Below are 23411 nucleotides of genomic sequence, written 5' to 3' on the forward strand. Positions count from 1 at the left end.
GCCGCAGCATCTCGAGGAAAGGTCTCCCACAGCCATGTCGCCAGGATCACGCGAACGCCGACCACGCGTTCTCTACCTCGCGTATTATTTCCCGCCCAGCCGAGCGAGTGGGGTCTTCCGGGCCAGAGCAACGGCGAACCACTTCGCCGAAGCCGGCTGGGACGTGACTGTCTACACGGCTCCCCGTGAATTCTTCGAGACCTACCTCGAAAATGCCTGCGACCCCTCCCTGGAGGGCACGGTCGACCCTCGCGTCAATGTGGTCCGACCGCCTATGTCCTATTACGCATGGGAAAAGGACATCCGGCAGTTCGGCACATTGCGCCGAAACTTCCCGACCGTGGCCGCGAGTCTGTACAAGTTGCTCCAGAGCAAGGCGTTCCCGGAACATTACCTGACCTGGATCCCCGGAGTTCTCTCCAGTGCCGTGAAAGCGCACTTCAGGGAGAAGTTCGACCTCATCATAGCCACGGGAAACCCTTTCGTCTCGTTCGCGGCGGCGCAGGCACTTGGGCGGCTGCTGAGAATCCCCTATGCGGTCGACTACCGGGATTCATGGACCTTCAATCAGTTCACCGAGGAATTGAAGTTCAAGGAGGGCAGCAAGGCATTCGAGTGGGAGGCCAAAGTCCTCCGCAGCGCATCCGAGATCGTTTTCGTGAACGATGGGATGCGGCAGTGGCACGTGGATCGCTATCCGTACGCCGCTGAGCGCATGACCGTGGTGCCGAACGGCTGGGAACCCGAACTTCTCGGCGAAGCCGAATATCACCCTCCGGCCGAAGACCGTCCGCTGCGCTTCGGCTACCTGGGAACAGTCACCTCCTACTTGCCGCTCGAAGAGTTGTTCGATGGCTGGCGACTTGCCCGCGCCCATCCGCTGCTCCGGGACGCCGAGCTCAACATCCATGGTCACCTCGGCTTCTTTCCCAGTGACGTGGCACCTCTGATGGAGCGGCTGCCGCTGGAGGAGAACATCGGTGTGAACTACCGCGGCGCCTTCAGCAAGACGGAGGGCAAGGATCTGTACGCGCAGACCGATGCTCTGGTCTTCTGCGTTCCGGGCGCACGCTACGTCACCTCCGGCAAGGTCTTCGAGTACATGGCGTCGGGCAAGCCGATCGTCTCGGTTCACCGGCCCGACATCGCAGCGGCCGAGGTCCTGGAGGGCTATCCCCTCTGGTTCCACGGCAGCGAGTTGACTGCCGAGCATGTCGCCAAGTCGTTCATCGCGGCGGCCGAGGCCGCCCGCGGGGTGGACCGCAGCCAGTACACACATGCGGTGAAGCACGCTCACTCGTACACCCGCTCAGCCACCCTCGGTCCGTGGGAAAACCGCATGCGCACGTTGGTGGAGGGATCCCGATGAGCACGAACACCCATGTCCTCTATCTCGCGCTCGGCACCTACCGCATACGAGCCACGCGGGAGCATGTCGAGACCCTGGCCGCCGAGGGACGCAACGTCGTCCTGGTGATCACCGATCACGAGGACTGGAACGACCTTCCCGAGATCCCCGGGGTCCGGGTCATCCGGGCGGCGCGGAACAAGAAGGACTCCGCCTGGCGCACTGCGCGCAGCATCGTCCTGTCCAGAAAGGGCCCCCTGCGGGATGCCAGTCTGCTCGTCGCAGGTGACGCACAGGCTCTCCCGGTGGCGTGGGCCGCCCTCCGACGGCGTCCGGGCCTCGAATTCCGCCTGGAACCGTACGAGAACGCGGGCCGGGTGACCGAGCCGGCCGACCTGGCCGTCCTGTCGCCCTGGTACCCGTCACCGAACAACCCCTTCGCCGGGTCGTTCGTGCAGGCGGCGACCGAGGCGGTCGCCGACACCTACGAGCGCGTCTCGATCTTCCACCCCGAGGACTGGGCGGGTACCGCGAACGCGTTTCTCGAGGATGCCATCAAGGTCACGGCGGACCGGTTCCTGGAACGCCGTGATCTGATCCCCGTGCTCGACACCCCGGAAGGCGTAGTCACCCGCGTCCCCGTTCCGCTGACCACCCGCCGCCGCTACGCGAGTTGGGTCGGGGTGCAAACGGAGGCACTGCGCAAGGCGCTGCCGACCGGTCAGATCGAGGCCCCCGTCATCCACGCGCACACCGCGATCTACGGCGGAGTGCTGGCCATGCGCCTGGGCCGTCCCGACGCACGCATCGTGGTGACCGAGCACTCCACCTTTCTCGCGAAGATCTTCAAGCAGCCGGCCGCGCGCAAGCTGTACGACGAGGTGCTGCACCGCGCGGACGAGTTCCTGTGCGTGGGCAGCTACCTGCGCGACCAGATCGCCCAGGAGTACCCGCACCACGCCGGAAAGATCCGGATCGTGCCGAACGTCATCAACTTCGAGCAGTTCACTCCCGAGGCGAAGCCGTCTCAGAAGCTGCTCAAGTGGCTCTACCTGGGCCGACTGATCCCGCACAAGGGTGTACGCACACTGCTCGAAGCCTTCGCGCTGGTCGCCGCCGACGAACCGGAAGCCACGCTCACCATGGTCGGCTCGGGACACTTGGAGGCGGATCTGCTCGCCCGGTCCCAGGAGCTCGGCCTGGGCGACCGGTTCCGGATCCTGCCGCCAGTGCGTCCCGAGGAGGTCAACGGGCTGATGCACCAGTACGACCTCCTGGTGCACCCCAGCCACTTCGAGACCTTCGGCATGACGATCGTCGAGGCCAACGCGGCAGGGCTGCCCGTTCTCGTCACACGCAGCCACGGCCCCGAGGAGACCCTGGACGGCATCGAGGATCTCGCCGGCGCGCTCATGGACGTGAGCGAGGACCCGCAGGTGATCATCACCGCCTACCGGGAGCTGCGGGAGCGCTACGCAGAGCTCGACCTGCCGAAGGCGCGCTCGGTGCTCTTCGCGAAGTACAGCCGTGAGGTTGTCGGCAACCAGCTCGTGGACGTGTACGAGGGCCGGGCGCCGGCCATCGAACCGGTGGTGGCCGAGCAGGAGTCGAGGTCCGCAACAGCAACGGCGTCCGAGACGGCGGTCGTTGCGAACGCATCCGAGGTGCCCGCCGCACCCGGCCGGGTCGTCATACTCGCCTTCACTCCGGGACGGCCGCGTCGGATCGCGGAGTTCGCGAACTTCCTCGTCGCACGCGGGGTGGAGGTCGACCTGGTGACCGCTCGGGAGAGTGCCTGGGTGCGTGCCGCACTCGACAGCCGGGTGACTGTGCTGAACATCGAATCCTCCGAACAGCGGCTCGTGATTCCCCGAGGAGAGCGGTTCGTGGTCTACCGCGCGCCGCGTGCCGTCCTCCGGAGGGCCGACCGGCTGGCCAGGAACCGTCGGGACAAGGCCGCGCCGGAGGTCGCCGTGAGAACCGCCCGGCGTGCCCACAACAAGGTCGCCCACGGTTTCCACAAGAAGGTGTTCCAGCCCGGTTACAAGATGATGCGTCCGCGTATCTTCGCCAAGATCGCGCAACGCGACGCCGTGCCGCAGTTGCGGCTCGACCAGACGGACCATGTGTTCCTCTGCGACACGAACGCAACGGCCGCCGCGTGGCGGATAGCCCAGGCGCACCCTCACCTGAACGTCACCAGCAATCTGGCCCGCGCCCCGTTCGAGCACCTTCCGGTTCTCGATTCCTGACGTCAGGACAGCCCTACGAGGCCGGTGGCCGGTTCTCTCTCCCTCTGGTGAGGGAACCGGCCACCAGTGGCAGGCGCAGGGCACGCCGCTCCGGACGGGCGGTCAGTCCACCAGCTCTTCGGCGACGTACCGCCGCAGCCAGTCCCGGAAGCCCTCTCCCAGGTCCTCGCGCTCGCACGCCAGGCTGACGATGGCCCGCAGGTAGTCACCGCGGTCGCCGGTGTCGTAGCGACGCCCCTTGAAGATCACGCCGTGCACCGGACCGCCCAGGGACGTGTCGGCCGCCATCCTCTGCAGGGCGTCCGTCAGCTGGATCTCTCCACCGCGCCCCGGCCCGGTGCCCCGCAGCACGTCGAAGACCGCAGGATCGAGCACGTAGCGGCCGATGATCGCGTAGTTGCTGGGCGCCTCGTGCGCGGATGGCTTCTCGACCAGGCCAGTGACCGCGACCACGCCGTTCTCCACGGGTTCGGGTGCGACGGCGGCACAGCCGTAGAGATGCACCTGAGCCGGCTCGACCTCCATCAGCGCGACCACGCTGCCGCCGTGGCGTTCGTGTACCTCGGCCATGTGAGCGAGCAGCGGGTCCCGGGGATCTATCAGGTCGTCGCCGAGCAGCACCGCGAACGGTTCGTCCCCCACGTGCGGCTCGGCGCACAGCACCGCGTGCCCCAGCCCCTTCGGGTCGCCCTGGCGCACGTAGTGCATCGTGGCGAGCTCGCTGGACTCCTGGACCCTCAGCAGTCGCTCGGCGTCGCCCTTGCGGGCGAGTGCCGACTCCAGCTCGTGGTTCCGGTCGAAGTGGTCCTCCAGCGGGCGCTTGTTGCGGCCCGTGATCATCAACACGTCGGACAGGCCGGCCGCCGCCGCCTCCTCGACGACGTACTGAATCGCCGGCTTGTCCACGACCGGGAGCATTTCCTTCGGCGTGGCCTTGGTGGCCGGCAGGAAGCGGGTTCCCAGACCCGCCGCGGGGATAACAGCCTTTTTGATCATTGCCGTCCGAGTCTCGTTCCTGACACAACACGAGACCCCGAGGGCAAGCCGTCGGGGTCTCGTACGGTTCTCAAAGCGCGGGCCGGTCAGCCGCCGATGACGACGCGGCGGACACCTTCCCAGCGGGCCGGGTCCGTCGTGCGGCGGCCGTCGACCAGGACGCGGACGTCCGGGAGGTCGGCGGCGGACAGCTCGCGGTACTCGGCGTGGTCGGCCTGGAGGATCGCGGCGGTGACGGTCTGGCCCTCGTGCGGGACGAGACCGTGCGCGGCCAGTTCCTCGGCCGTGTACATCGGGTCGGAGACGAACGGCACCGCGCCGCGCGCCTTCAGCGCCTCGACGGTCGGGAAGACTCCGGAGAAGGCCGTCTCCTTCACGCCGCCGCGATAGGCCGCGCCCAGCACCAGAACGCCCACCCCGTCCAGGTCGCCGTAGGCCGCGGCGAGCAGGTCGACGGCGTACTCGGGCATGGCCGCGTTGGCCTCGCGCGCCGAACGCACCACGGTCGCCGAGGGGTCGTTCCACAGGTACATCCGCGGGTAGATCGGGATGCAGTGGCCGCCGACGGCGATGCCGGGCTGGTGGATGTGGCTGTACGGCTGGGAGTTGCAGGCCTCGATGACCTTGAGGACGTCGATGTTCTGCTGGTCGGCGAAGCGCGCGAACTGGTTCGCCAGACCGATGTTGACATCCCGGTAGGTCGTCTCGGCGAGCTTGGCCAGCTCGGACGCCTCCGAAGTTCCAAGGTCCCAGACGCCGTTGGGCCGCGGCAGATCCGTACGGTCGTCGAAGTCCAGGACGGACTCGTAGAACGACACGCCGTGCGCGGCCGATGCCTCGTCGATCCCGCCGACCAGCTTCGGGTAGCGGCGCAGGTCCGCGAAGACCCGGCCGGTGAGCACCCGCTCCGGGGAGAACACCAGGTGGAAGTCGTCGCCGGCCTTGAGGCCGGAGCCTTCTTCGAGCATCGGCGCCCAGCGGGTGCGGGTGGTGCCGACCGGCAGCGTGGTCTCGTAGCTGACCAGGGTGCCCGGCTTGAGCCCGGCGGCGATCGCCTCGGTCGCGGAGTCCATCCATCCGAAGTCCGGCGTGCCCTCGGCGTCCACGAAGAGGGGGACGACGACCACGACGGCCTCGGACTGCGCGACGGCGGCCGTGGTGTCGGTGGTCGCGGTCAGCAGGCCCGCCTCGACGGTCTCCTTGAGCTTGATGTCGAGATCGTGCTCGCCGGGGAACGGCTCGACGCCGGCGTTGACCAGCTCGACGACCTTCTCGTTGACGTCGGCGCCGATCACCCGGTGGCCCTTGGCGGCGAACTGCACGGCGAGCGGCAGGCCGATCTTGCCCAGGGCGACTACACAGATGTTCATGGTTACTTCCTCTTGGAGCGTTTGGCGCGGGTCAACAGGGATCGCAGCCGCGAGCCCAGCGGTTTCTTGGGCGGATGGAGCGGGCCGGTTCTGACGACCATGCGCCCCTTCGGATTCACCCGGGCCGAGACGCGGTAGGGGGTGTCGGCGGCCCAGAGCCGGGCAAGCGGCATGGGGTGGCCCTTGCCGCGTACCGGAATCTCGTAGGTCCGGCCTCCCACGTCGACCGAGACCCGAAGCCCCAGCTCAGCCTGCTTCCTCTGGAGCGGGATCCGGGCGGTGATCAGGGTGGCTTCGCCGTCCGGCGCGGCGGTACGAGCGAAATCGCCCACCGGGGAGGACAGTTGCTCGTCCTTGCCGAGGCGGCGGGCGTTCGCGGCGTCCGTGGACTTGGGCAACCGGTCCGAAGTCAGCCGGACTCGCAGCGACTCCGTATCGCCCAGCACTGGGACCCGGACAGCCACATCGAATGCGAACCCGTCGCCGTCCTGACACCAGTCGGCGGACTGGAGTTCGGTACCGGAGCCGAGCCGCCCCACTATCGTGCCTCTCAGCTCGAAGCTGCTGTCGGGCAGGGAGTGAAGGCTGTCGCGGAAGCCCGGGTAGCGGGCATACGCGTGATCGTCTTCCAGCACGGTCGGGGGCATCGCGCCCGATATATCCATGCGGACCAGCTCGGTCAGCTCGTCCACCCGGCCCGCGAACACCCATCGGAAGCGAAGCCGCTCGGGGACGGTGAGGCGGTGTTCCATGGAGTCGAAGGAGGTTCCGTAGTAGTCCTCCATGACCTGCCCGGTGGCGCGCACGCATTCGGCGCGTCTCTCCGGCGTCATGGCCAGGAAGTTGGCGCCGAAGACCCAGGCGAGGTCGACCTTGAGCAGCCGTATCGCGAAAGCGTCGTAGAGGTCGCCGGGGCCCGCCAGTTCGAGGAGCTTGTCGAGCGCGTACGCGCAGACCTTCAGGCGGTTCTCGAAGCGCGCCCGGTAGGTGATGTTGCTGTCGTCGTCCCGCCTGACCGCGTAGTAGCAGTCGTAGTCGGCGACCACCGAGACGGTCTTGGCCCGGACATACATTTCCAGTGTGAACGGCATGTCGCAGCTGACCGGCAAGTCCTCCGCGTACCGGATGCCGTGCTCCTCGATGAGGGCACGCTTGTACATCTTGGTGTTGGAGATCGCGTAGAGCGCCCCGGAACCGATCAGCGGTACGTTCGCCTCGGTGGAGCGGAAGATGGCCCGGGGAACCGACCGGTCGCCGACGGCCACCATCTTGCCGAGCACGACGTCCGAGTCGTTCGCATCGGCCATGGCGACCATGCGCTCCAGCGCCTCGGGGCCGAGGTAGTCGTCGGAGCCCACGAAGAAGACGTAGCGGCCGGTAGCGTTGGCGAGCGCAACGTTGTTCGGCCGGGCCGGCCCCCCGGAATTCTCCTGGTGGATCACCTTGAAGGTATTGGGGAACCGCTCGGCGAATCGGTCGAGTTCCTTACCGCTGCCATCGGTGGACCCGTCGTCCACGGCAACGACCTCGATGCGATCGAGTCCAATGCTCTGTCCGACGAGAGACTCCAGACACTCGGTCAGGGCAGGCATCGTGTTGTAGACCGCCACGACGACAGTTACATCGGGGACATGTGGTCTGCCGGTCACACGGTCACCTCAGCGGCTCTCTCGACGGACGTGCGCGTACTTCCGGGAAACAGCCTCGCGCTGTTCTCAGGTTCCATGTGCGGCCGGCTCCTCCGCGGCGGTCGTGATGGTGCGCCCTGTCCTCGCCGATTCCAGTACCGCTGCGGCCACTTCCACGGTGCGGAGCCCTTCCCGCAGCGTGCAGATGTCCTTCGATATGCCGCGCACCGCGTCCCGGAAGAGCTCGTGCTCGACCAGCAGCGGCTCGCGCTTGGGTATGGCGTAGCGGACCATGTCGCCCTCGGAGACACCGCGGAAGGCCTGGAGTGCCTCCCACTCGGTGGCCACCGCGGCGTTCGAGTGGAAGGTGAGGTCGGCGGTGAGGGTGTCGGCGATGTAGGTGCCGCGCTCGCCGGTGACGGAGGTGAAACGCTCCTTCAGCGGGCTCAGCCAGTTGACCAGGTGGTTGACCATGGTGCCGTCGGAGAGCTGGCCCAAGACGGAGACCATGTCCTCGTGCGGCCGGCCGGACTTCGACACGGTGTGGGCGGAGATCGACGTGTACGTCCGACCCGTCACCCAGCCGGTCAGGTCGATGTCATGGGTGGCGAGGTCCTTGACCACGCCGACATCGGCGATGCGGTGCGGGAACGGGCCCTGACGGCGGGTGACCACCTGGAAGACCTCGCCCAGCTCCCCCGCCTCCAGCCGGCTGCGCAGCGACCGCAGCGCGGGGTTGCAGCGCTCGATGTGGCCGACGCCCGCCACCAGGCCGCGCGACTCGAAGGCTTCGACCAGCCGTCGGGCGCCTTCCACGGTGTCGGCGACCGGCTTCTCGACCAGGGCGCAGACACCGGCCTCGGCGAGCCGCAGGCCGACTTCCTCGTGCAGCGCGGTGGGGCAGGCCACCACCGCGTAGTCGACGCCGAGGGCGATCAGTTCGTCGACCGTGGACAGCACGGGGGCGCCCTGCGCCCAGCCGTTCCTGTCTCCCATCGGGTCGACCACGCCGACCAGCTTCACGTCTTCCAGGCCGGCCAGCACACGGGCGTGGTGGCGGCCCATCGAGCCGAGGCCGATCAGGCCGGCCCTCAGTCCTGCGGTCACTGCATGTCTCCCAGCGAGTTCACGGCGCCGACGATGCGGTCCAGGTCGTCCTGTGACAGCGAAGGATGCACGGGCAGCGAGACGACCTCGGCGGCGGCCCGCTCGGTCTCCGGCAGATCCCAGGTCCGGCCCGCCTTCTGGTCGGGCTCCCAGTACGGCTTCAGCCGGTGGATCGGAGTCGGGTAGTACACGGCGTTGCCGATACCCGCCTCGCTCAGCCTGGCCATGGCGGCGTCCCGGTCACCCTGCACCCGAATGGTGTACTGGTGGTAAACGTGGCGTGCACCGTCGGCGACGGGCGGAACGACAACGTTGGGCGCGCTGATGTGCTCGTCGAGGTAGGCGGCGTTGGCGCGACGCTGTTCGGTCCAGCCGTGGACCTTTCCGAGCTGTACGCGCCCGACGGCGGCGGACACGTCCGTCATGCGCATGTTGGCGCCGACGATCTCGTTGGCGTACCGCTGTTCCATGCCCTGATTGCGCAGGAGCCTGAGGGTGCGTGCGACTTCGGCGTCGGCGGTGGTCACCATGCCGCCCTCGAGGGAGTGCATGTTCTTGGTGGGGTAGAAGCTGAAGGTTCCGCCGGAGCCGAAGGCGCCGACCGGCGTCCCGCCCAGTGCGGCGGTGTGCGCCTGACAGGCGTCCTCGACCACGGCCAGCTTGTGCTTCTCGGCGATGGGTATGAGCGCGTCCATCGCGGCCGGGTGACCGTACAGGTGCACCGGCATGATCGCGGCGGTACGCGGCGTGACGGCGGCCTCGACCGCGGCCGGGTCCAGGCCGAAGCTGCCCGGCTCGATGTCCGCGAAGACGACGTCGGCACCGGCCAGGCGGACCGCGTTGGCGGAGGCCGCGAAGGAGAAGGAGGGGACGACGACCTCGTCACCGGGCCCGATCCCGAGGGCGAGCAACAGGAGGTGAAGGGCCGAGGTGCCCGAGTTCACCGCGACACAGTGACGCCCGTCGACGAGCTCCGAGAAGCCCTCCTCGAAGGCCGCGACCTCCGGGCCCTGCACGACACGGCCGCTGCGCAGTACGCGTACTACGGCCTCGATCTCGTCGTCACCGATCACCGGCCGGGCAGCAGGGATCGCTTCCCTGTTTTCGCTCGACATGGACATCCTCCTTGAACACCACAACAGCTGTGACCGACGACAGCTTCAGAGACGTGCGAATCTCGGACGAGGTTCCGCCGCCCCGGCTCATAGCCGATTCTGTACCAATACATTGTGCGCAAATCGCCCTTTTACCCCGGGTGATACACCCAGGGCACAAAGGATTTTTTGTCCTGCCTGAAGCGGGCCGACGCGCCGATGGGCATTCTCAGGAATGGCGTTCTCAGCGTCAGCCGCGTCACATTATCAGGGTTCTCACAGGCAGCTTCGTTGAGGTTACGAGCAAAGAGACGCAGCCCACTCGCTCCTGGCCGGTGCCCTCATGCAAAAGAAGTGCGGCCCCCTCCGAGGGGGCCGCACCTCTCCCATCGCTGTCCGGCCTCGGTCAGCTCTCCGCGCCGGCCGAGACGGAAGGCTGCGGCGACTGCTCCGCGGCGACAGCCTTCTTCACCGCTTTCTTCGCCGTCGCCTTCTTGGCCGTCGTCTTCTTCGCGGCGGTCTTCTTGGCAGCCGTCTTCTTCGTGGCTGCCTTCTTGGCGGTGGCCTTCTTGGCGGCCTTGCGGGCCGTCTTCTTGGCCGGGGCCTCCGCTTCCGCGGGTTCCGGGGCTTCGGCGGATTCCGGCGCCTCCGCGGATGCCGGGGCTTCGGCCGGCACGGTGCCGGGCTTCGGCTCCGGGGAGCCGGTCACCACGACGACCTCCGCCGCGTCCGCACCGGCGGGCGAGCCCGCGGGGGCGGTGACCTTGCGGGTCACCCGGCGGCGAGCACGCGGCGGGGCGGCCTCGGGGACCACCTCTTCGGGTGCCGCCTCGGGCTGCGGGGCCTCGGCTACGACCGGGGCCTCGGCAACCAGGGGCTCGACCGGGGCCGGGACCTCGGCGACCGGGGCCTCGGCAGGAGCCGGGGCCTCGGCAACCGGAGCTTCCGCGGCCGCGGCGGCCGGGGAGCCGGCCGGTGCGGTCGCCTTGCGGGTGGCGCGACGGCGCGTACGGCCCTGGGGGGCCTCCGCGACCACCGGGGGCTCGACGGCCGGTTCCTGCTCCGCCACCACCGGCTCGGGCTCCGCGACCACGACCGGCTCCGGCTCGGCCACCGGGGCCGGGACGGGAGCCGCCGCGGCCTTCGGGGCACCGGCCGGTGCCGAGACCTTACGGGTCGCGCGGCGTCGGCCACGGCCGCGCGAGGCAGCGGCCTCGGCCTCGGCCGCACTGCTGTAAAGCTCCTCGTCCGGGACGAACTCCGGCTCGGGCAGCGCCACCGGGGCGGCCACCTCGGCAGCCACCTCGGCCTCGGTCTCGACCTCGGCCTCGGCCACGTGCTCGTGTTCCTGGCCCGCACCGACCCGGCCGCGCTTCTTGGCACGCTTGCCGCCGCCACCGACCGAGGCCGGCTGCTCCATGTGCACGATCACGCCGCGCCCGTTGCAGTGGACACAGGTCTCGGAGAAGGACTCCAGCAGCCCCTGGCCCACCCGCTTACGGGTCATCTGGACCAGGCCCAGCGACGTGACTTCGGCGACCTGGTGCTTCGTACGGTCGCGTCCCAGGCACTCCAGCAGGCGCCGCAGCACCAGGTCCCGGTTGGACTCCAGCACCATGTCGATGAAGTCGACGACGACGATGCCACCGAGGTCGCGCAGCCGCAGCTGACGCACGATCTCCTCGGCCGCCTCCAGGTTGTTCTTGGTGACGGTCTCCTCGAGGTTGCCGCCCTGACCGGTGAACTTCCCGGTGTTGACGTCGACGACGACCATCGCCTCGGTCTTGTCGATCACCAGTGAGCCGCCGCTCGGCAGGTAGACCTTCCGGTCCAGCGCCTTCATGAGCTGCTCGTCGATCCGGTACGTCGCGAAGATGTCGACCTCGGAGGTCCATCGCGACAGGCGGTCCGTCAGATCGGGTGCCACCTGCGAGACGTAGCCGTAGATGGTCTCCCACGCGTCGTCGCCGCTGACGATGACCTTGGAGAAGTCCTCGTTGAAGATGTCGCGGACGACCCGGACGGTCATGTCCGGCTCGCCGTAGAGCAGCGTCGGCGCGTTGGAGCTGCCGGTGCTCTTCGCCTTCTTCTGGATGTCCTCCCACTGCTGCTGCAGCCGCTCGACATCGCGGCGCAGCTCGTCCTCGCTCGCGCCCTCCGCCGCGGTGCGGACGATGACGCCCGCGTCCTCGGGGACGATCTTCTTGAGGATGGTCTTCAGCCGGGCCCGCTCGGTGTCGGGCAGCTTGCGGCTGATGCCGGTCATCGAGCCCTCGGGCACATAGACCAGGTAGCGGCCGGGCAGCGAGACCTGGCTGGTCAGGCGGGCGCCCTTGTGGCCGATCGGGTCCTTGGTCACCTGGACGAGGACGGACTGGCCGGACTTGAGCGCGGTCTCGATGCGGCGCGGCCCGTGAGCCATGCCGAGCGCTTCGAAGTTCACCTCACCGGCGTAGAGGACGGCGTTGCGGCCCTTGCCGATGTCGACGAAGGCGGCCTCCATGGACGGCAGTACGTTCTGCACCTTGCCCAGGTAGACGTTGCCGACGTAGCTGGTGGCCTGCTCCTTGTTGACGTAGTGCTCGACGAGCACGTTGTCCTCGAGGACGCCGATCTGGGTCCGCTCGCCGTTCTGGCGGACGACCATCACACGCTCGACGGCCTCGCGGCGCGCCAGGAACTCGGCCTCGGTGATGATCGGGACGCGTCGGCGGCCCTGCTCACGGCCCTCGCGGCGGCGCTGCTTCTTCGCCTCCATGCGGGTCGAGCCCTTGATGGACTGGACCTCGTCGAAGCCGGTGCCGGGCTCCCGCTCCTCCTTCTTACGGGGCTCGCGGACCTTGACGACCGTACGCTCCGGGTCGTCCGTGCCGTGCTCGGCCTCGGACGGGACGTCACCGCTGCGACGGCGACGGCGACGACGGCGACGGCTGCTGCTGGATCCGACGCCGGACGCCTCGTGGTCCTCGTCCTCCTCCGCCTCTTCGGACTCCTGAGCGCGCTCCTGGTCCTCCTCGGCGTGCTCGGCTGCGGTCTCGTCGCCGAGCTGCTCCGCGGTCTCGTCGCCCTCGTTGCTCTCGCCACGACGACGGCGACGGCCTCCGCGACGACGACGGCGCGAGGGCCGGTCCCCGTACTCGTCCGTCTCCTCGCCCTCGTGCTCGGCCTCGCCCTCCGGCTCGTGCTCCTCCTCGGCGTGCTCCTCCGCCTCGGCGGCGGGAGCGACGGCCTGCTCGGGCTCGGCGGCCTCACCACGGCGGCGGCGACGGCGGCGCGAACCGGCCTGCGGCGCGGCCTCGGCGATCGGTGCCTCGGTGGTGGCGGCCGGCTCCTCGACCGTCTCGATCTCTTCCTTGGCCTCTTCGCGCCGCGAAGCGGCAGCGGCGGCGGCCGCGGTCTCCGGGGTCTGGAACATCGGCTCGGCAAAGACCGGGGCCTGGAACACGGCCACGGCGGGGCGCGCCGCGCGACGGCTCTTGCGTGCGGGCTCCTCTTCCTTGCCGGTGAACTCGGGCCGGCCCGCGGCCGCGGTGGCGCGGCGCCGGGAGCGGCCGCGCGGTGCGGCCTCCTCGGCCTTGACGGTCTCGGCGGCCGGCTCCTCGGCAGCGGCGGCCCCGGGGCGGCCTTCGCCGGTGGCCTCGGCGGCCTCGGTGACCTCTCCGGCCTTCGGGGCACCTGCTGGAGCGGTCGCCTTGCGCACCGCACGGCGACGTCCCCGCGGGGCCTCCACGACCTCTTCTTCCGCTTCCGCGGGCCCGGCCGCGGCCTCGGCTGCCTGCGGCGCACCCGCCGGAGCCGATGCCCTGCGCCGGGTGCGGCCGCGCGGCGCGGCGGCAGCGGGCTCGGGCTCGGGCTCAGGTTCGGCACCTGCCGCGGCTGTCGCTTCCGCCACGATCTCGGCGGCCTCGGCGGCCTGCGGCGCACCGGCCGGAGCGGTCGCCTTGCGCACGGCGCGACGACGGGTACGCGCGGGCGGCGCCTCCACGACCTCGGCCTCGGGCTCCACAACGACCTCCGCCTCGACGACGACCTCGGCCTCGACAACAGGCTCGGCGGCCTCGGCGGCCTGCGGCGCTCCCGCCGGAGCGGTCGCCTTGCGCACGGCACGGCGACGGGTACGCGCGGGCGGCGCCTCCACGACCTCGGCCTCGGGCTCCACAACAGCCTCGGCCTCGACGACGGCCTCGGCGGCCTGCGGCGCACCGGCCGGAGCGGTCGCCTTGCGCACGGCACGGCGACGGGTACGCGCGGGCGGCGCCTCCACGACCTCGGCCTCAGGCTCCACAACGACCTCCGCCTCGACGGCGGCCTCCGCCTCGACAACAGGCTCGACGGCCTCGGCGGCCTGCGGCGCACCCGCCGGAGCGGTCGCCTTGCGCACCGCGCGACGACGGGTACGGGCGGGCGGCGCGGCTTCTGCCACCGGGGCGCTCTCGGCGTCGGTGGTGGTGTCGGACACTGCGGCGTCAACGGCCGGTATGGCCGGAGCGGCCGTGGCCTGCGCCTCCGTCACCGGCGGGCCGGCGGGCCGGGACGCGGCACGGCGCCTGCGGCGCGGCGGCAGCTTGTCGCCGGGTGCGTTGTTCTCTTCGACGTTCCCGGTCGTGCCGGGTTCGTTGGACTGGGGCATGCGGGCGGTTCTCCCGTCAGGCTCCCGGGCGCCGCGCCTGGTTCCGGTCCGGCACGGTCCGCGTGATGTACGCGGGACCGGCGTCCGGGGCGCGGGCGCCGCACGGGAGCTCAATGTCTGGCTCGCCGGTTCCCTACGCGAGGTGCGTACGGCCTGGCGAAAGTCTTATGGGTCATCGCGCGGCCCGGCCCAGGTGGCTCCCGAGTCGAAGGGCTGCGCTGCAACGACCGCCTTACGCGGAACCTGCACCTTCCGGCGCCGTCGCGACGGCGGTCCCGGTGGCCGTGAGTGGGGCGGCCGGGGCTGCCTCGCGGTCGGGCGCGAGCGGGTCGGTCACCGTGCCGGACTCCTCGTCGAAGAGCCCCTGCGCCAGCCTGGTCACCGCTGCGGGGACCGGCGGCGCCAGGTCGGCCACAACGCGGAGACCGGACAGGACGTCGTCAGGTCGCACGGCAGGTGTCACGTGCCGAACAACCAGCCGCAGTATCGCACAGGGCCCGTGCTCGGGCCTATCAGGCTGTGAATCCAGGGCCTGCAGACCGACCACGGCGGCGCGGGCGTCGAAGGTCCGCATGCCGTTCTTCGCCCGGCGCTGGACCTCGACGGTCTCCGCCTCGTTGAAGGCGGCCACCGCCTTGGCGGCCTCCTCGGCCGGGACGCCGTCGAGACGCAGCTCCCAGACGGAGGCGGTCAGCCGGTCGGCGAGACCCGAGGTACGGGCCTCCACGGCGTCGGTGATGTCGAGCCCGTCCGGCAGCGAGGCGTTGAGCAGCTCGCGCAGAACGGCCGGATCCCGGGCCTCGGTGAGGGCGATCTCCAGGAACTCGGCCTCGCTGCCCGTGCCGGTGGGTGCGGCATTGGCATACGACACCTTCGGGTGCGGGGTGAAGCCGGCCGAGTACGCCATGGGGACCTCGGAGCGGCGCAGTGCCCGCTCGAAGGCACGCTGGAAGTCACGGTGGCTGGTGAACCGGAGGCGGCCGCGCTTGGTGTAGCGCAGTCTGATGCGCTGCACCGCCGGTGCGGGCGGCGGGCCTTCGGGCTGTCGCTTGCCCAGTGGTTCTTCTCCTCGGTGCGGGGCGGACGCGGTGGCACGCCGCCCTCGAAAATGCGGGTGGCCCGGGGTGTCCGGTCCGGCTCACCCCCGCTCGGCGTATTTCTCTCCGAGCAGGGAGATCTCTGGTTCGGGCGCCGCGCTGGGCACAGTCGTTGCTTGTTGTCTAGCACCCAGAGTACGCGCAAGGGGGCTTCCCGGTTCCCGGGGCTCAAGCGCCCTGGGCCCGCCGACCAGTGCCCGCCAGGCGTCGCGGCGGGCCCGGGACACGGTCTCGCGTGCCGCGCGCAGCGCCGCCCGGACCGCGCGTCCGGCTTCGGCGGCGGCACGTCCGGCAGGGGCCCGGACGGCGTCACGTACGAAATATCCCACCGGTGTGCACACCGTGCGGTACAACCACATCACCGGCATCACAAGCCCGTACCGCACCGCCGGCACCAGCACATACCGCCAGAGCGCGACCCACGGCCACACGAAGGCCGCCGCGGCCGACCCGGAACAGCGTGTACCCCAGCGGGGTGAGCACCGTCTCGTACAGCCGGACGGCGGGGATCACCACCAGCGCCGCGAACAGCCAGGACAGGGCCCGGCCCGGCGGGCGCAGCAGGACGCGGTCGGCGGCGCGTGCCGCCACCACCAGGGCGTCCCGGACCATCCGCGCCGGCAGGACGATCACCAGCACCACGGATCCGTACCGGAATCCTGACCAGGGTGGTCAGACATCCCTCGGCGGCTTCGTACCGAGCGGGCGCCTGGTGCTTGCCGTAGTCCATGCCGTTCATGACGCGAAGGCCCGGTCCGGAGTTTCCCGGACCAGGCCTTCGTCACCGAGCCGTCCCCCGGACGGGGGCACAGCCTGGGCGCCTACTTCACGACCGTCAGCGGCAGCAGCTTCTTGCCGGTCGGGCCGATCTGGATGCTGGTGTCCATCTGCGGGCAGACGCCACAATCGAAGCACGGGGTCCAGCGGCAGTCCTCGACCTCGGTCTCGTCGAGCGAGTCCTGCCAGTCCTCCCAGAGCCAGTCCTTGTCGAGACCGGAGTCCAAGTGGTCCCAGGGCAGGACCTCCTCGTAGGTCCGCTCCCGGGTGGTGTACCAGTCGACGTCCACGCCGTACTCGGGCAGCGTCTTCTCGGCGGCGGTCATCCAGCGGTCGTAGCTGAAGTGCTCACGCCAGCCGTCGAAGCGGCCGCCGGACTCGTAGACCGCGCGGATGACGGAGCCGACGCGGCGGTCGCCGCGCGAGAGCAGGCCCTCGACGATGCCGGGCTTGCCGTCGTGGTAGCGGAAGCCGATGGAGCGGCCGTACTTCTTGTCGCCGCGGATCTTGTCGCGGAGCTTTGCCAGCCGGGCGTCGGTCTCCTCGGCGCCGAGCTGCGGCGCCCACTGGAACGGCGTGTGCGGCTTGGGCACGAAGCCGCCGATGGAGACGGTGCAGCGGATGTCGTTCTGCCCGGAGACCTCGCGGCCCTTGGCGATCACATTGACCGCCATGTCGCCGATCTGGAGGACGTCCTCGTCGGTCTCGGTGGGCAGACCGCACATGAAGTACAGCTTCACCTGGCGCCATCCGTTGCCGTACGCGGTGGCGACGGTGCGGATGAGGTCCTCCTCCGAGACCATCTTGTTGATGACCTTGCGCATGCGCTCGGAGCCGCCCTCGGGGGCGAAGGTGAGACCGGAACGGCGGCCGTTGCGGGTCAGCTCGTTGGCCAGGTCCACGTTGAACGCGTCGACGCGGGTGGAGGGCAGCGAGAGGCCGATCTTGTCCTCGGTGTACCGGTCGGCGAGGCCCTTGGCGATCTCACCGATCTCGGTGTGGTCCGCGGAGGAGAGCGAGAGCAGGCCCACCTCTTCGAAGCCGGTCGCCTTGAGGCCCTTCTCGACCATCTCGCCGATGCCGGTGATGCTTCGCTCCCGCACGGGGCGCGTGATCATGCCGGCCTGGCAGAAACGGCAGCCGCGGGTGCAGCCGCGGAAGATCTCGACGGACATCCGCTCGTGGACGGTCTCGGCGAGGGGCACGAGGGGCTGCTTCGGGTACGGCCACTCGTCGAGGTCCATCACGGTGTGCTTGGACACCCGCCACGGCACGCCCGACCTGTTGGGTACGACACGGCCGATGCGCCCGTCCGGGAGGTACTCGACGTCGTAGAAGCCCGGGACGTAGACGCCGCCGGTCTTCGCGAGCCGGAACAGCACCTCTTCACGGCCGCCGGGGCGGCCCTCGGCCTTCCAGGCGCGGATGATCTCGGTGATCTCCAGTACGGCCTGCTCGCCGTCGCCGATGACCGCGCAGTCGATGAATTCCGCGATCGGCTCGGGATTGAACGCGGCGTGGCCGCCGGCCAGCACGATCGGGTCGTCGACGGTGCGGTCCCCGGCCGCCAGCGGGATGCCCGCGAGATCCAGGGCGGTGAGCATGTTGGTGTAGCCGAGCTCGGTGGAGAAGCTCAGCCCGAAGACGTCGAACGCCTTGACCGGGCGGTGGCTGTCCACGGTGAACTGCGGGACCTGGTGCTCACGCATCAGCTCTTCGAGGTCCGGCCACACGCTGTAGGTGCGCTCGGCGAGGACGCCCGGACGCTCGTTGAGCACCTCGTACAGGATCATGACGCCCTGGTTGGGGAGTCCGACCTCGTAGGCGTCCGGGTACATCAACGCCCAGCGGACGTCGCATTCGTCCCACGGCTTGACGGTGGAGTTCAGCTCACCGCCGACGTACTGGATGGGCTTCTGCACATGCGGGAGCAGGGCTTCGAGCTGTGGGAAGACCGAATCGACTGACATCGCGAACTTTCGAGAGCCGGCAAGGGTGACCATCAAGCGTACCCCGGTGCTCAGCCTTCCAGCGCCGTCCGCAGCCGCGGCCGCGACGCCTGCCTCCATGCCTCGGGCAGCTCCCGTTCCCCGGCGGCGGCCGCCGCCTCCTCCCGCCCGTACAGCAGTCCCCAGGTGAACGCCGGCTCCCCCGCCGCGTGCGCCTGGACGGCCAGGGTGCGCAGGGCGTCGCGGGCCACGACGCTGTCCTGGTGGTCGCCGAGGAGGGTCTGGAGGGTCTTCATCCGCCGGGCGAACCGCTCGGCCGGCTTCCCGAGCGCGGGCCCGGCCGCCTCCGCCGCGTAACGGGCGCGCTTGGCGGCCTTGCGGGCGTCGTGCAGGGCGAGGTCCCGGTCGTGGCCGGGCGGGAGCTCCAGGGCGTGGCCGACGCGGGTCGCCAGGCGCTCGTACTCCCGCAGGACGGCGCGGGGCAGTGCCCGCTCGGGAGCGCGGGACGCGGCGGGCAGCAGCGGCGGGGCGGCGAGCAGGGCGTCGAGGCTCTCCAGGAGGGCCAGGTACCGCTTTCCGTCGAGCACGCCGACGGTCCGGCGCCGTGAGCCGCCCCGGCGGGCCGCCGACCAGATCCGGAGCCGGCCCCGGACGGGGCCGAGGAGCAGGGTGCCGGGCAGGTCGCCGAGGCCGGCGCGCAGACGGGCGTCGAGGACCTCCTGGTCGCGGTCGATGCCGAGCTCGGCGGCCAGCCACTTCAGCTCTGCGCCGACCGGATCGGTGACGCCGCGGTCGAGGATCTTCCGGTACGTCCGCAGCGCGCTGCGCAGTCTGCGGGTGGCGACGCGCATCTGGTGCACGGAGTCGGGGAGGTCGCGGCGCACGGCGGGGTCGAGGGCGACGATCGCCTCGGTCTGCCGGCGGATGTAGGCGAGGACATGGTCGCCCGCGGTGGACCGGCCGGCCCTCCCTCGGACGCTCCCGCTCCGTTCCGGGGCGGTCCCGGCCCGTTCCGGGGCGGTCCCGGCCCGTTCCGGGGCGGTCCCGGCCCGTTCCGGGGCGGTCTCGGCGAGCGCCCTGGCCAGTTTGGACGGAGCCGCGGACGGGTGGATCCCGGCCTCGCGCAGCTGTCGTCCGACGGTGTCGAGGAATACGGGGTCGGCGTCGTCGGCGAGTTCGACCTCGATCTCCGCCCAGGCGGCTGTGCCGCTGCCGCCGGTCAGCCGTTCGGCCCGCACGGTGTCAACGGCGACCTCGGCGAGCAGCGCGTCCTCGGCGTCGACCAGATGGTGGACGTCACGGGTGGTGCGCAGCCGGACGACGGGGACGAGTCCGCTGCCGCGAACCCGGGAGCGGAGCAGGGCGGCGAGGGAGCGGGGCAGGGTGTCGGAGAGCGGTTCCCGGAGCTCGTCGCGGATGCCGGAGGAGACCGGGAACTTGAGGTGCCAGCCCGCGTCGCTCCCGCCGGTGCGGCGACGCAGGGTGACGGAGCCACCCGCGAGCCGGAGATCCTCGGTGTCGTAGTAGACGGCGTCCAGTTCGCTGACGCCGCGGTGGGCGACGGCCGAGACCCCGGCCACCCGGCTCAGGTCGGGAAGCCGGGTCTCCGCGGTGGCTTCGTACTTCCGCTCGATCTCACGCTTCGAGTCCGCCATGAACCGAATCTAGACGCGTTGCGCGCGGAAGGGCAGCGGTGCCGCACCCGCCCAGGGAACTTTCGGCACCGGTTCCGGGCGCCTCCCGCTCCGGTCTCAGGCGCTTATCGGCCGCTGCACCCTGATCGACTGGAGCAGTCCGACGGCCACCCAGACGGCGAACATCGAGGACCCTCCGTACGACACGAACGGCAGCGGCAGCCCGGCGACCGGCATGATGCCGAGGGTCATCCCGATGTTCTCGAAGGCCTGGAAGGCGAACCAGGCGATGATGCCGGCGGCGACGATCGTGCCGTACAGCTCGGTCGTGTCACGGGCGATCCGGCAGGCGCGCCACAGGACGATGCCGAGCAGGACGAGGATCAGCCCGGCGCCGAGGAAGCCGAGCTCCTCGCCCGCGACGGTGAAGACGAAGTCGGTCTGCTGCTCGGGGACGAACTGGCCGGTGGTCTGGCTGCCCTGGAAGAGGCCCGTTCCGGTGAGGCCGCCGGAGCCGATCGCGATGCGGGCCTGGTTGGTGTTGTAGCCGACGCCCGCCGGGTCGAGTGCCGGGTTGGCGAAGGCCGCGAAGCGCGCGATCTGGTAGTCGTCGAGCAGACCGAGCTGCCAGATCGCGACCGCGCCGGCCACGCCCGCGCCGAGCAGGCCGAAGATCCAGCGGTTCGACGCGCCGGAGGCGAGGAGCACACCGAGCACGATGACGACCATGACCATCACGGAGCCGAGGTCCGGCATCCCCATGACGACCGCCATCGGAACGGCCGCCAGGCCGAGGGCCTTGGCGACGGTCCGGTGGTCGGGGTGGAGCTGGTCGCCCGCGTCGACGCGCTCGGCGAGCAGCATCGCCATGATCAGGATGATGGTGATCTTGGTGAACTCGGACGGCTGGAGCGAGAACCCGCCGCCGATGATGATCCAGGCGTGGGCGCCGTTGACGGTGGCCCCGAGCGGGGTGAGGACCGCCAGCACGAGGATCACCGAGAGGCCGTAGAGGACCGGGACGGCGCCGCGCAGGGTGCGGTGGCCGAGCCAGATCGTCCCGACCATCAGGGCGAAGCCGATGCCGGTGTTGAGGGCGTGCCGGAAGAGGAAGTAGTACGGGTCGCCGTGGGTGAGCGAGTCACGGCCCCGGGTCGCGGAGTAGACCAGCAGCGAGCCGATGAAGGAGAGTGCGATCGCCGAGCCGAGCAGCGGCCAGTCGAGTTTGCGTACGACGGAGTCGCGGGCGACGAGTTTGCCCCAGCCGGAGCGCTCGGGGGCGTACCGCGATACGGAGAAGCCGGCCATCAGTCGCGCCTCCCCGGGGCCGCCGCGAGGGTCTCTTCCTCCGGGGTCTTCTGCGGGTCCGGGCGGTACGGCTTGATCTCCGGGGCGTCGATCGAGCCGTCCTGCTGGATCTTCGGGAGGGACTTCTGCGGGGCGGGCAGCAGCGCCTTCTTCAGGTCCTGCTTGCCGGAGTCGTCAAGGCCGTAGAGGGCGTCGTAGATGTTGCGCACGGCGGGCCCGGACGCGCCGGAACCCGTACCGCCCTGAGAGATCGTCATGACGATCGAGTAGTCCTTGGTGTACGTGGCGAACCAGGAGGTCGTCTGCTTGCCGTAGACCTCGGCCGTACCCGTCTTGGCGTGCATCGGGATCTTGTCCTGCGGCCAGCCGCCGAATCGCCAGGCGGCCGAACCACGGGTTGCGACTCCCGCGAGGGCGCCGTCGATCTCGTTGCGGGTCTTGCGCGAGAAGGGCAGCTTGCCGTGCGACTTGGGCTCGATCTCCTCGACGGTCCTGCCGTCGCCGCTGACGATCGCCTTGCCGACGGTGGGGTCGTAGAGGGTGCCGCCGTTGGAGATCGCGGCGTAGATGGTGGCCATCTGGATCGGGGTGACGAGGGTGTCGCCCTGGCCGATCGAGTAGTTGACGGAGTCACCGGCGCGCATCTTGTCGCCTTCGAGGCAGTTCTCGTACGCGATCTTCTCGACGTACGAGCCGTCCTTCTTGCCCTGCTTGCACCAGGCGTCCTTGTTCGCCTTGTAGAAGTTCTGCTTCCACTCGCGGTCGGGGACGCGGCCGCTGACCTCGTTGGGGAGGTCGATGCCGGTCTCCTTGCCGAGGCCGAACTGGTGGGCGGTCTTGTAGAACCAGTCCTTGGGCTGCTTCTTCGGCTTCATGCCGCCGTCCTTCAGCCACTCCTTGTGCGCGATGCCGTAGTAGACGGTGTCGCAGGAGACTTCGAGGGCCCGGCCGATCGTGATGTCTCCGTAGCCCTGGGACTCGAAGTTCTTGAAGGTCTGGCCGCCGACGTTGTACGAGCTGGGGCAGGGGTAGTGGCCGTCGAAGGGGTAGCCGGCGTTGACCGCCGCGGTCGAGGAGATGACCTTGAAGATCGAGCCGGGGGCGGCCTGGCCCTGGATGGCGCGGTTCAGCAGCGGGAAGTTGGAATTCTTGCCGGTGAGCTTGGCGTAGTCCTTGGCGGAGATGCCGCCGACCCAGGCGTTGGGGTCGTAGTTCGGCAGGGAGGCCATCGCGACGACCCGGCCGGTCTTGGCCTCCATGACGACGACGGCGCCGGAGTCGGCCTTGTAGTTCTCACCGGTGTTCTTGTCGAACGACTGACGGGCCACCTTCATGGCCTCGTTGAGTTCGTACTCGGCGACGGCCTGGACCCGGGCGTCGATGGAGGTGACGACGCTGGAGCCGGGCTCCGCCTTGTCGTTCTTCGCCTGCCCGATGACCCGGCCGAGGTTGTCGACCTCGTAGCGGGTGACACCGGCCTTGCCACGCAGTTCCTTGTCGTAGGTGCGCTCCAGGCCGGAGCGGCCGACCTGGTCGGAGCGGAGGTACGGCGAGTCGGTGTCCTGGGCCTTGGTGATCTCCTTGTCGGTGACGGGCGAGAGGTAGCCGAGGACCTGGGCGGTGTTGGCCTTGCCGGGTGCGCCGTAGCGGCGTACGGCGGTGGGCTCCGCGGTGATGCCGGGGAAGTCCTCGGCGCGTTCGCGGATCTGGAGCGCCTGCTGGGTGGTGGCCTCGTCGGTGACCGGGATCGGCTGGTACGGCGAACCGTTCCAGCACGGCTGCGGGGTCTTCGCGTCGCAGAGCCGGACCTTGTCGAGGACCTCCTTGGGGCGCATCCCGAGCACACCGGCGAGCCGGGTCAGGACTCTCTCGCCGTCGTCCTCCGTCTTCAGCAGCTCGGTGCGGTTGGCGGAGACGACCAGGCGGGTCTCGTTGTCGGCGAGGGGCACGCCGCGGGCGTCGAGGATGGAGCCGCGGACGGCGGGCTGGACGACCTGCTGGACGTGGTTGTTCCTCGCCTCGTCGCTGTACTCCTGGCCGTTGCGGATCTGGAGATACCAGAGGCGTCCGCCGAGGGTGAGCAGCAGGGAGAAGACGAGGACCTGGATGACGACGAGACGGACCTGGACCCGTTGGGTCCGGCCGGTCTCGGGGATGTTGGTCACGGGGCGCCCCCGGTGGTGGTCGGGCCGGGGGTACGCACGGTGTCCCCGCTGTGGTG

General features: G+C 70.0%; 13 protein-coding genes and 1 pseudogene. 2 read left to right on the forward strand and 12 right to left on the reverse strand.

Features of this window, described 5'->3' with window-relative positions; all coding sequences use genetic code 11:
• Nucleotides 1-34: 34 nt before the first annotated feature.
• Nucleotides 35-1369 (forward strand): glycosyltransferase, encoded by a 1335-nt coding sequence (locus ACF08M_RS00540; RefSeq protein WP_392183038.1) that lies wholly within the window; start codon nt 35-37, stop codon nt 1367-1369.
• Nucleotides 1366-3600: a glycosyltransferase family 4 protein gene (locus tag ACF08M_RS00545; protein WP_392183039.1), complete on the forward strand. Its 2235-nt coding sequence runs from the start codon at nt 1366-1368 to the stop codon at nt 3598-3600. The genes ACF08M_RS00540 and ACF08M_RS00545 overlap by 4 nt, the downstream gene beginning before the upstream one ends.
• A 102-nt stretch (nt 3601-3702) precedes the next feature.
• Here the strand turns inward: ACF08M_RS00545 and galU are convergent, their stop codons facing one another.
• The 12 genes and pseudogenes from galU to mrdA all read right to left on the reverse strand — a co-directional run bounded on the left by galU (nt 3703) and on the right by mrdA (nt 23355).
• The gene (galU, locus tag ACF08M_RS00550) at nt 3703-4596 is read right to left on the reverse strand and encodes a UTP--glucose-1-phosphate uridylyltransferase GalU (protein WP_392183040.1); all 894 of its coding nucleotides are present in this window, start codon (nt 4594-4596) and stop codon (nt 3703-3705) included.
• A gap of 86 nt (nt 4597-4682) precedes the next feature.
• A complete protein-coding gene (locus ACF08M_RS00555) occupies nt 4683-5966 on the reverse strand; it encodes a nucleotide sugar dehydrogenase (RefSeq protein ID WP_392183041.1) in 1284 nt (427 codons plus the stop codon).
• Nucleotides 5967-5968: 2 nt separating this feature from the next.
• Nucleotides 5969-7615 carry a glycosyltransferase gene (locus ACF08M_RS00560; RefSeq protein WP_392183042.1) on the reverse strand — a complete coding sequence of 549 codons (1647 nt, stop codon included), beginning with the start codon at nt 7613-7615 and terminating at the stop codon, nt 5969-5971.
• 66 nt (nt 7616-7681) lie between these two features.
• Complete coding sequence (locus tag ACF08M_RS00565) at nt 7682-8701, reverse strand: Gfo/Idh/MocA family protein (protein WP_392183043.1); 1020 nt, start codon at nt 8699-8701, stop codon at nt 7682-7684.
• Complete coding sequence (locus tag ACF08M_RS00570; RefSeq protein ID WP_392183044.1) at nt 8698-9816, reverse strand: DegT/DnrJ/EryC1/StrS family aminotransferase; 1119 nt, start codon at nt 9814-9816, stop codon at nt 8698-8700. The genes ACF08M_RS00565 and ACF08M_RS00570 overlap by 4 nt, the downstream gene beginning before the upstream one ends.
• 385 nt (nt 9817-10201) lie before the next feature.
• Nucleotides 10202-14425, reverse strand: a complete 4224-nt coding sequence (locus ACF08M_RS00575; protein ID WP_392183045.1) for an Rne/Rng family ribonuclease — start codon at nt 14423-14425, stop codon at nt 10202-10204.
• 232 nt (nt 14426-14657) lie between these two features.
• Nucleotides 14658-15440, reverse strand: a complete 783-nt coding sequence (locus ACF08M_RS00580; RefSeq protein ID WP_392183046.1) for a TIGR03936 family radical SAM-associated protein — start codon at nt 15438-15440, stop codon at nt 14658-14660.
• Between the two features lie 123 nt (nt 15441-15563).
• Nucleotides 15564-16252, reverse strand: a pseudogene (locus ACF08M_RS00585) (hypothetical protein).
• A gap of 91 nt (nt 16253-16343) precedes the next feature.
• Entirely contained in the window at nt 16344-18269 is a 1926-nt protein-coding gene (locus tag ACF08M_RS00590) for a TIGR03960 family B12-binding radical SAM protein (protein WP_392183047.1), read from the reverse strand.
• Nucleotides 18270-18319: 50 nt separating this feature from the next.
• The gene (locus ACF08M_RS00595; protein ID WP_392183048.1) at nt 18320-19903 is read right to left on the reverse strand and encodes a CHAD domain-containing protein; all 1584 of its coding nucleotides are present in this window, start codon (nt 19901-19903) and stop codon (nt 18320-18322) included.
• A gap of 96 nt (nt 19904-19999) precedes the next feature.
• Nucleotides 20000-21190, reverse strand: a complete 1191-nt coding sequence (gene rodA / locus ACF08M_RS00600) for a rod shape-determining protein RodA (RefSeq protein WP_392183049.1) — start codon at nt 21188-21190, stop codon at nt 20000-20002.
• Nucleotides 21190-23355: a penicillin-binding protein 2 gene (gene mrdA / locus ACF08M_RS00605; protein WP_392183050.1), complete on the reverse strand. Its 2166-nt coding sequence runs from the start codon at nt 23353-23355 to the stop codon at nt 21190-21192. The genes rodA and mrdA overlap by 1 nt, the downstream gene beginning before the upstream one ends.
• Nucleotides 23356-23411 lie beyond the last annotated feature (56 nt).

Origin of the sequence: Streptomyces sp. NPDC015032, assembly GCF_043080425.1 — a bacterium.
Classification (GTDB): domain Bacteria; phylum Actinomycetota; class Actinomycetes; order Streptomycetales; family Streptomycetaceae; genus Streptomyces.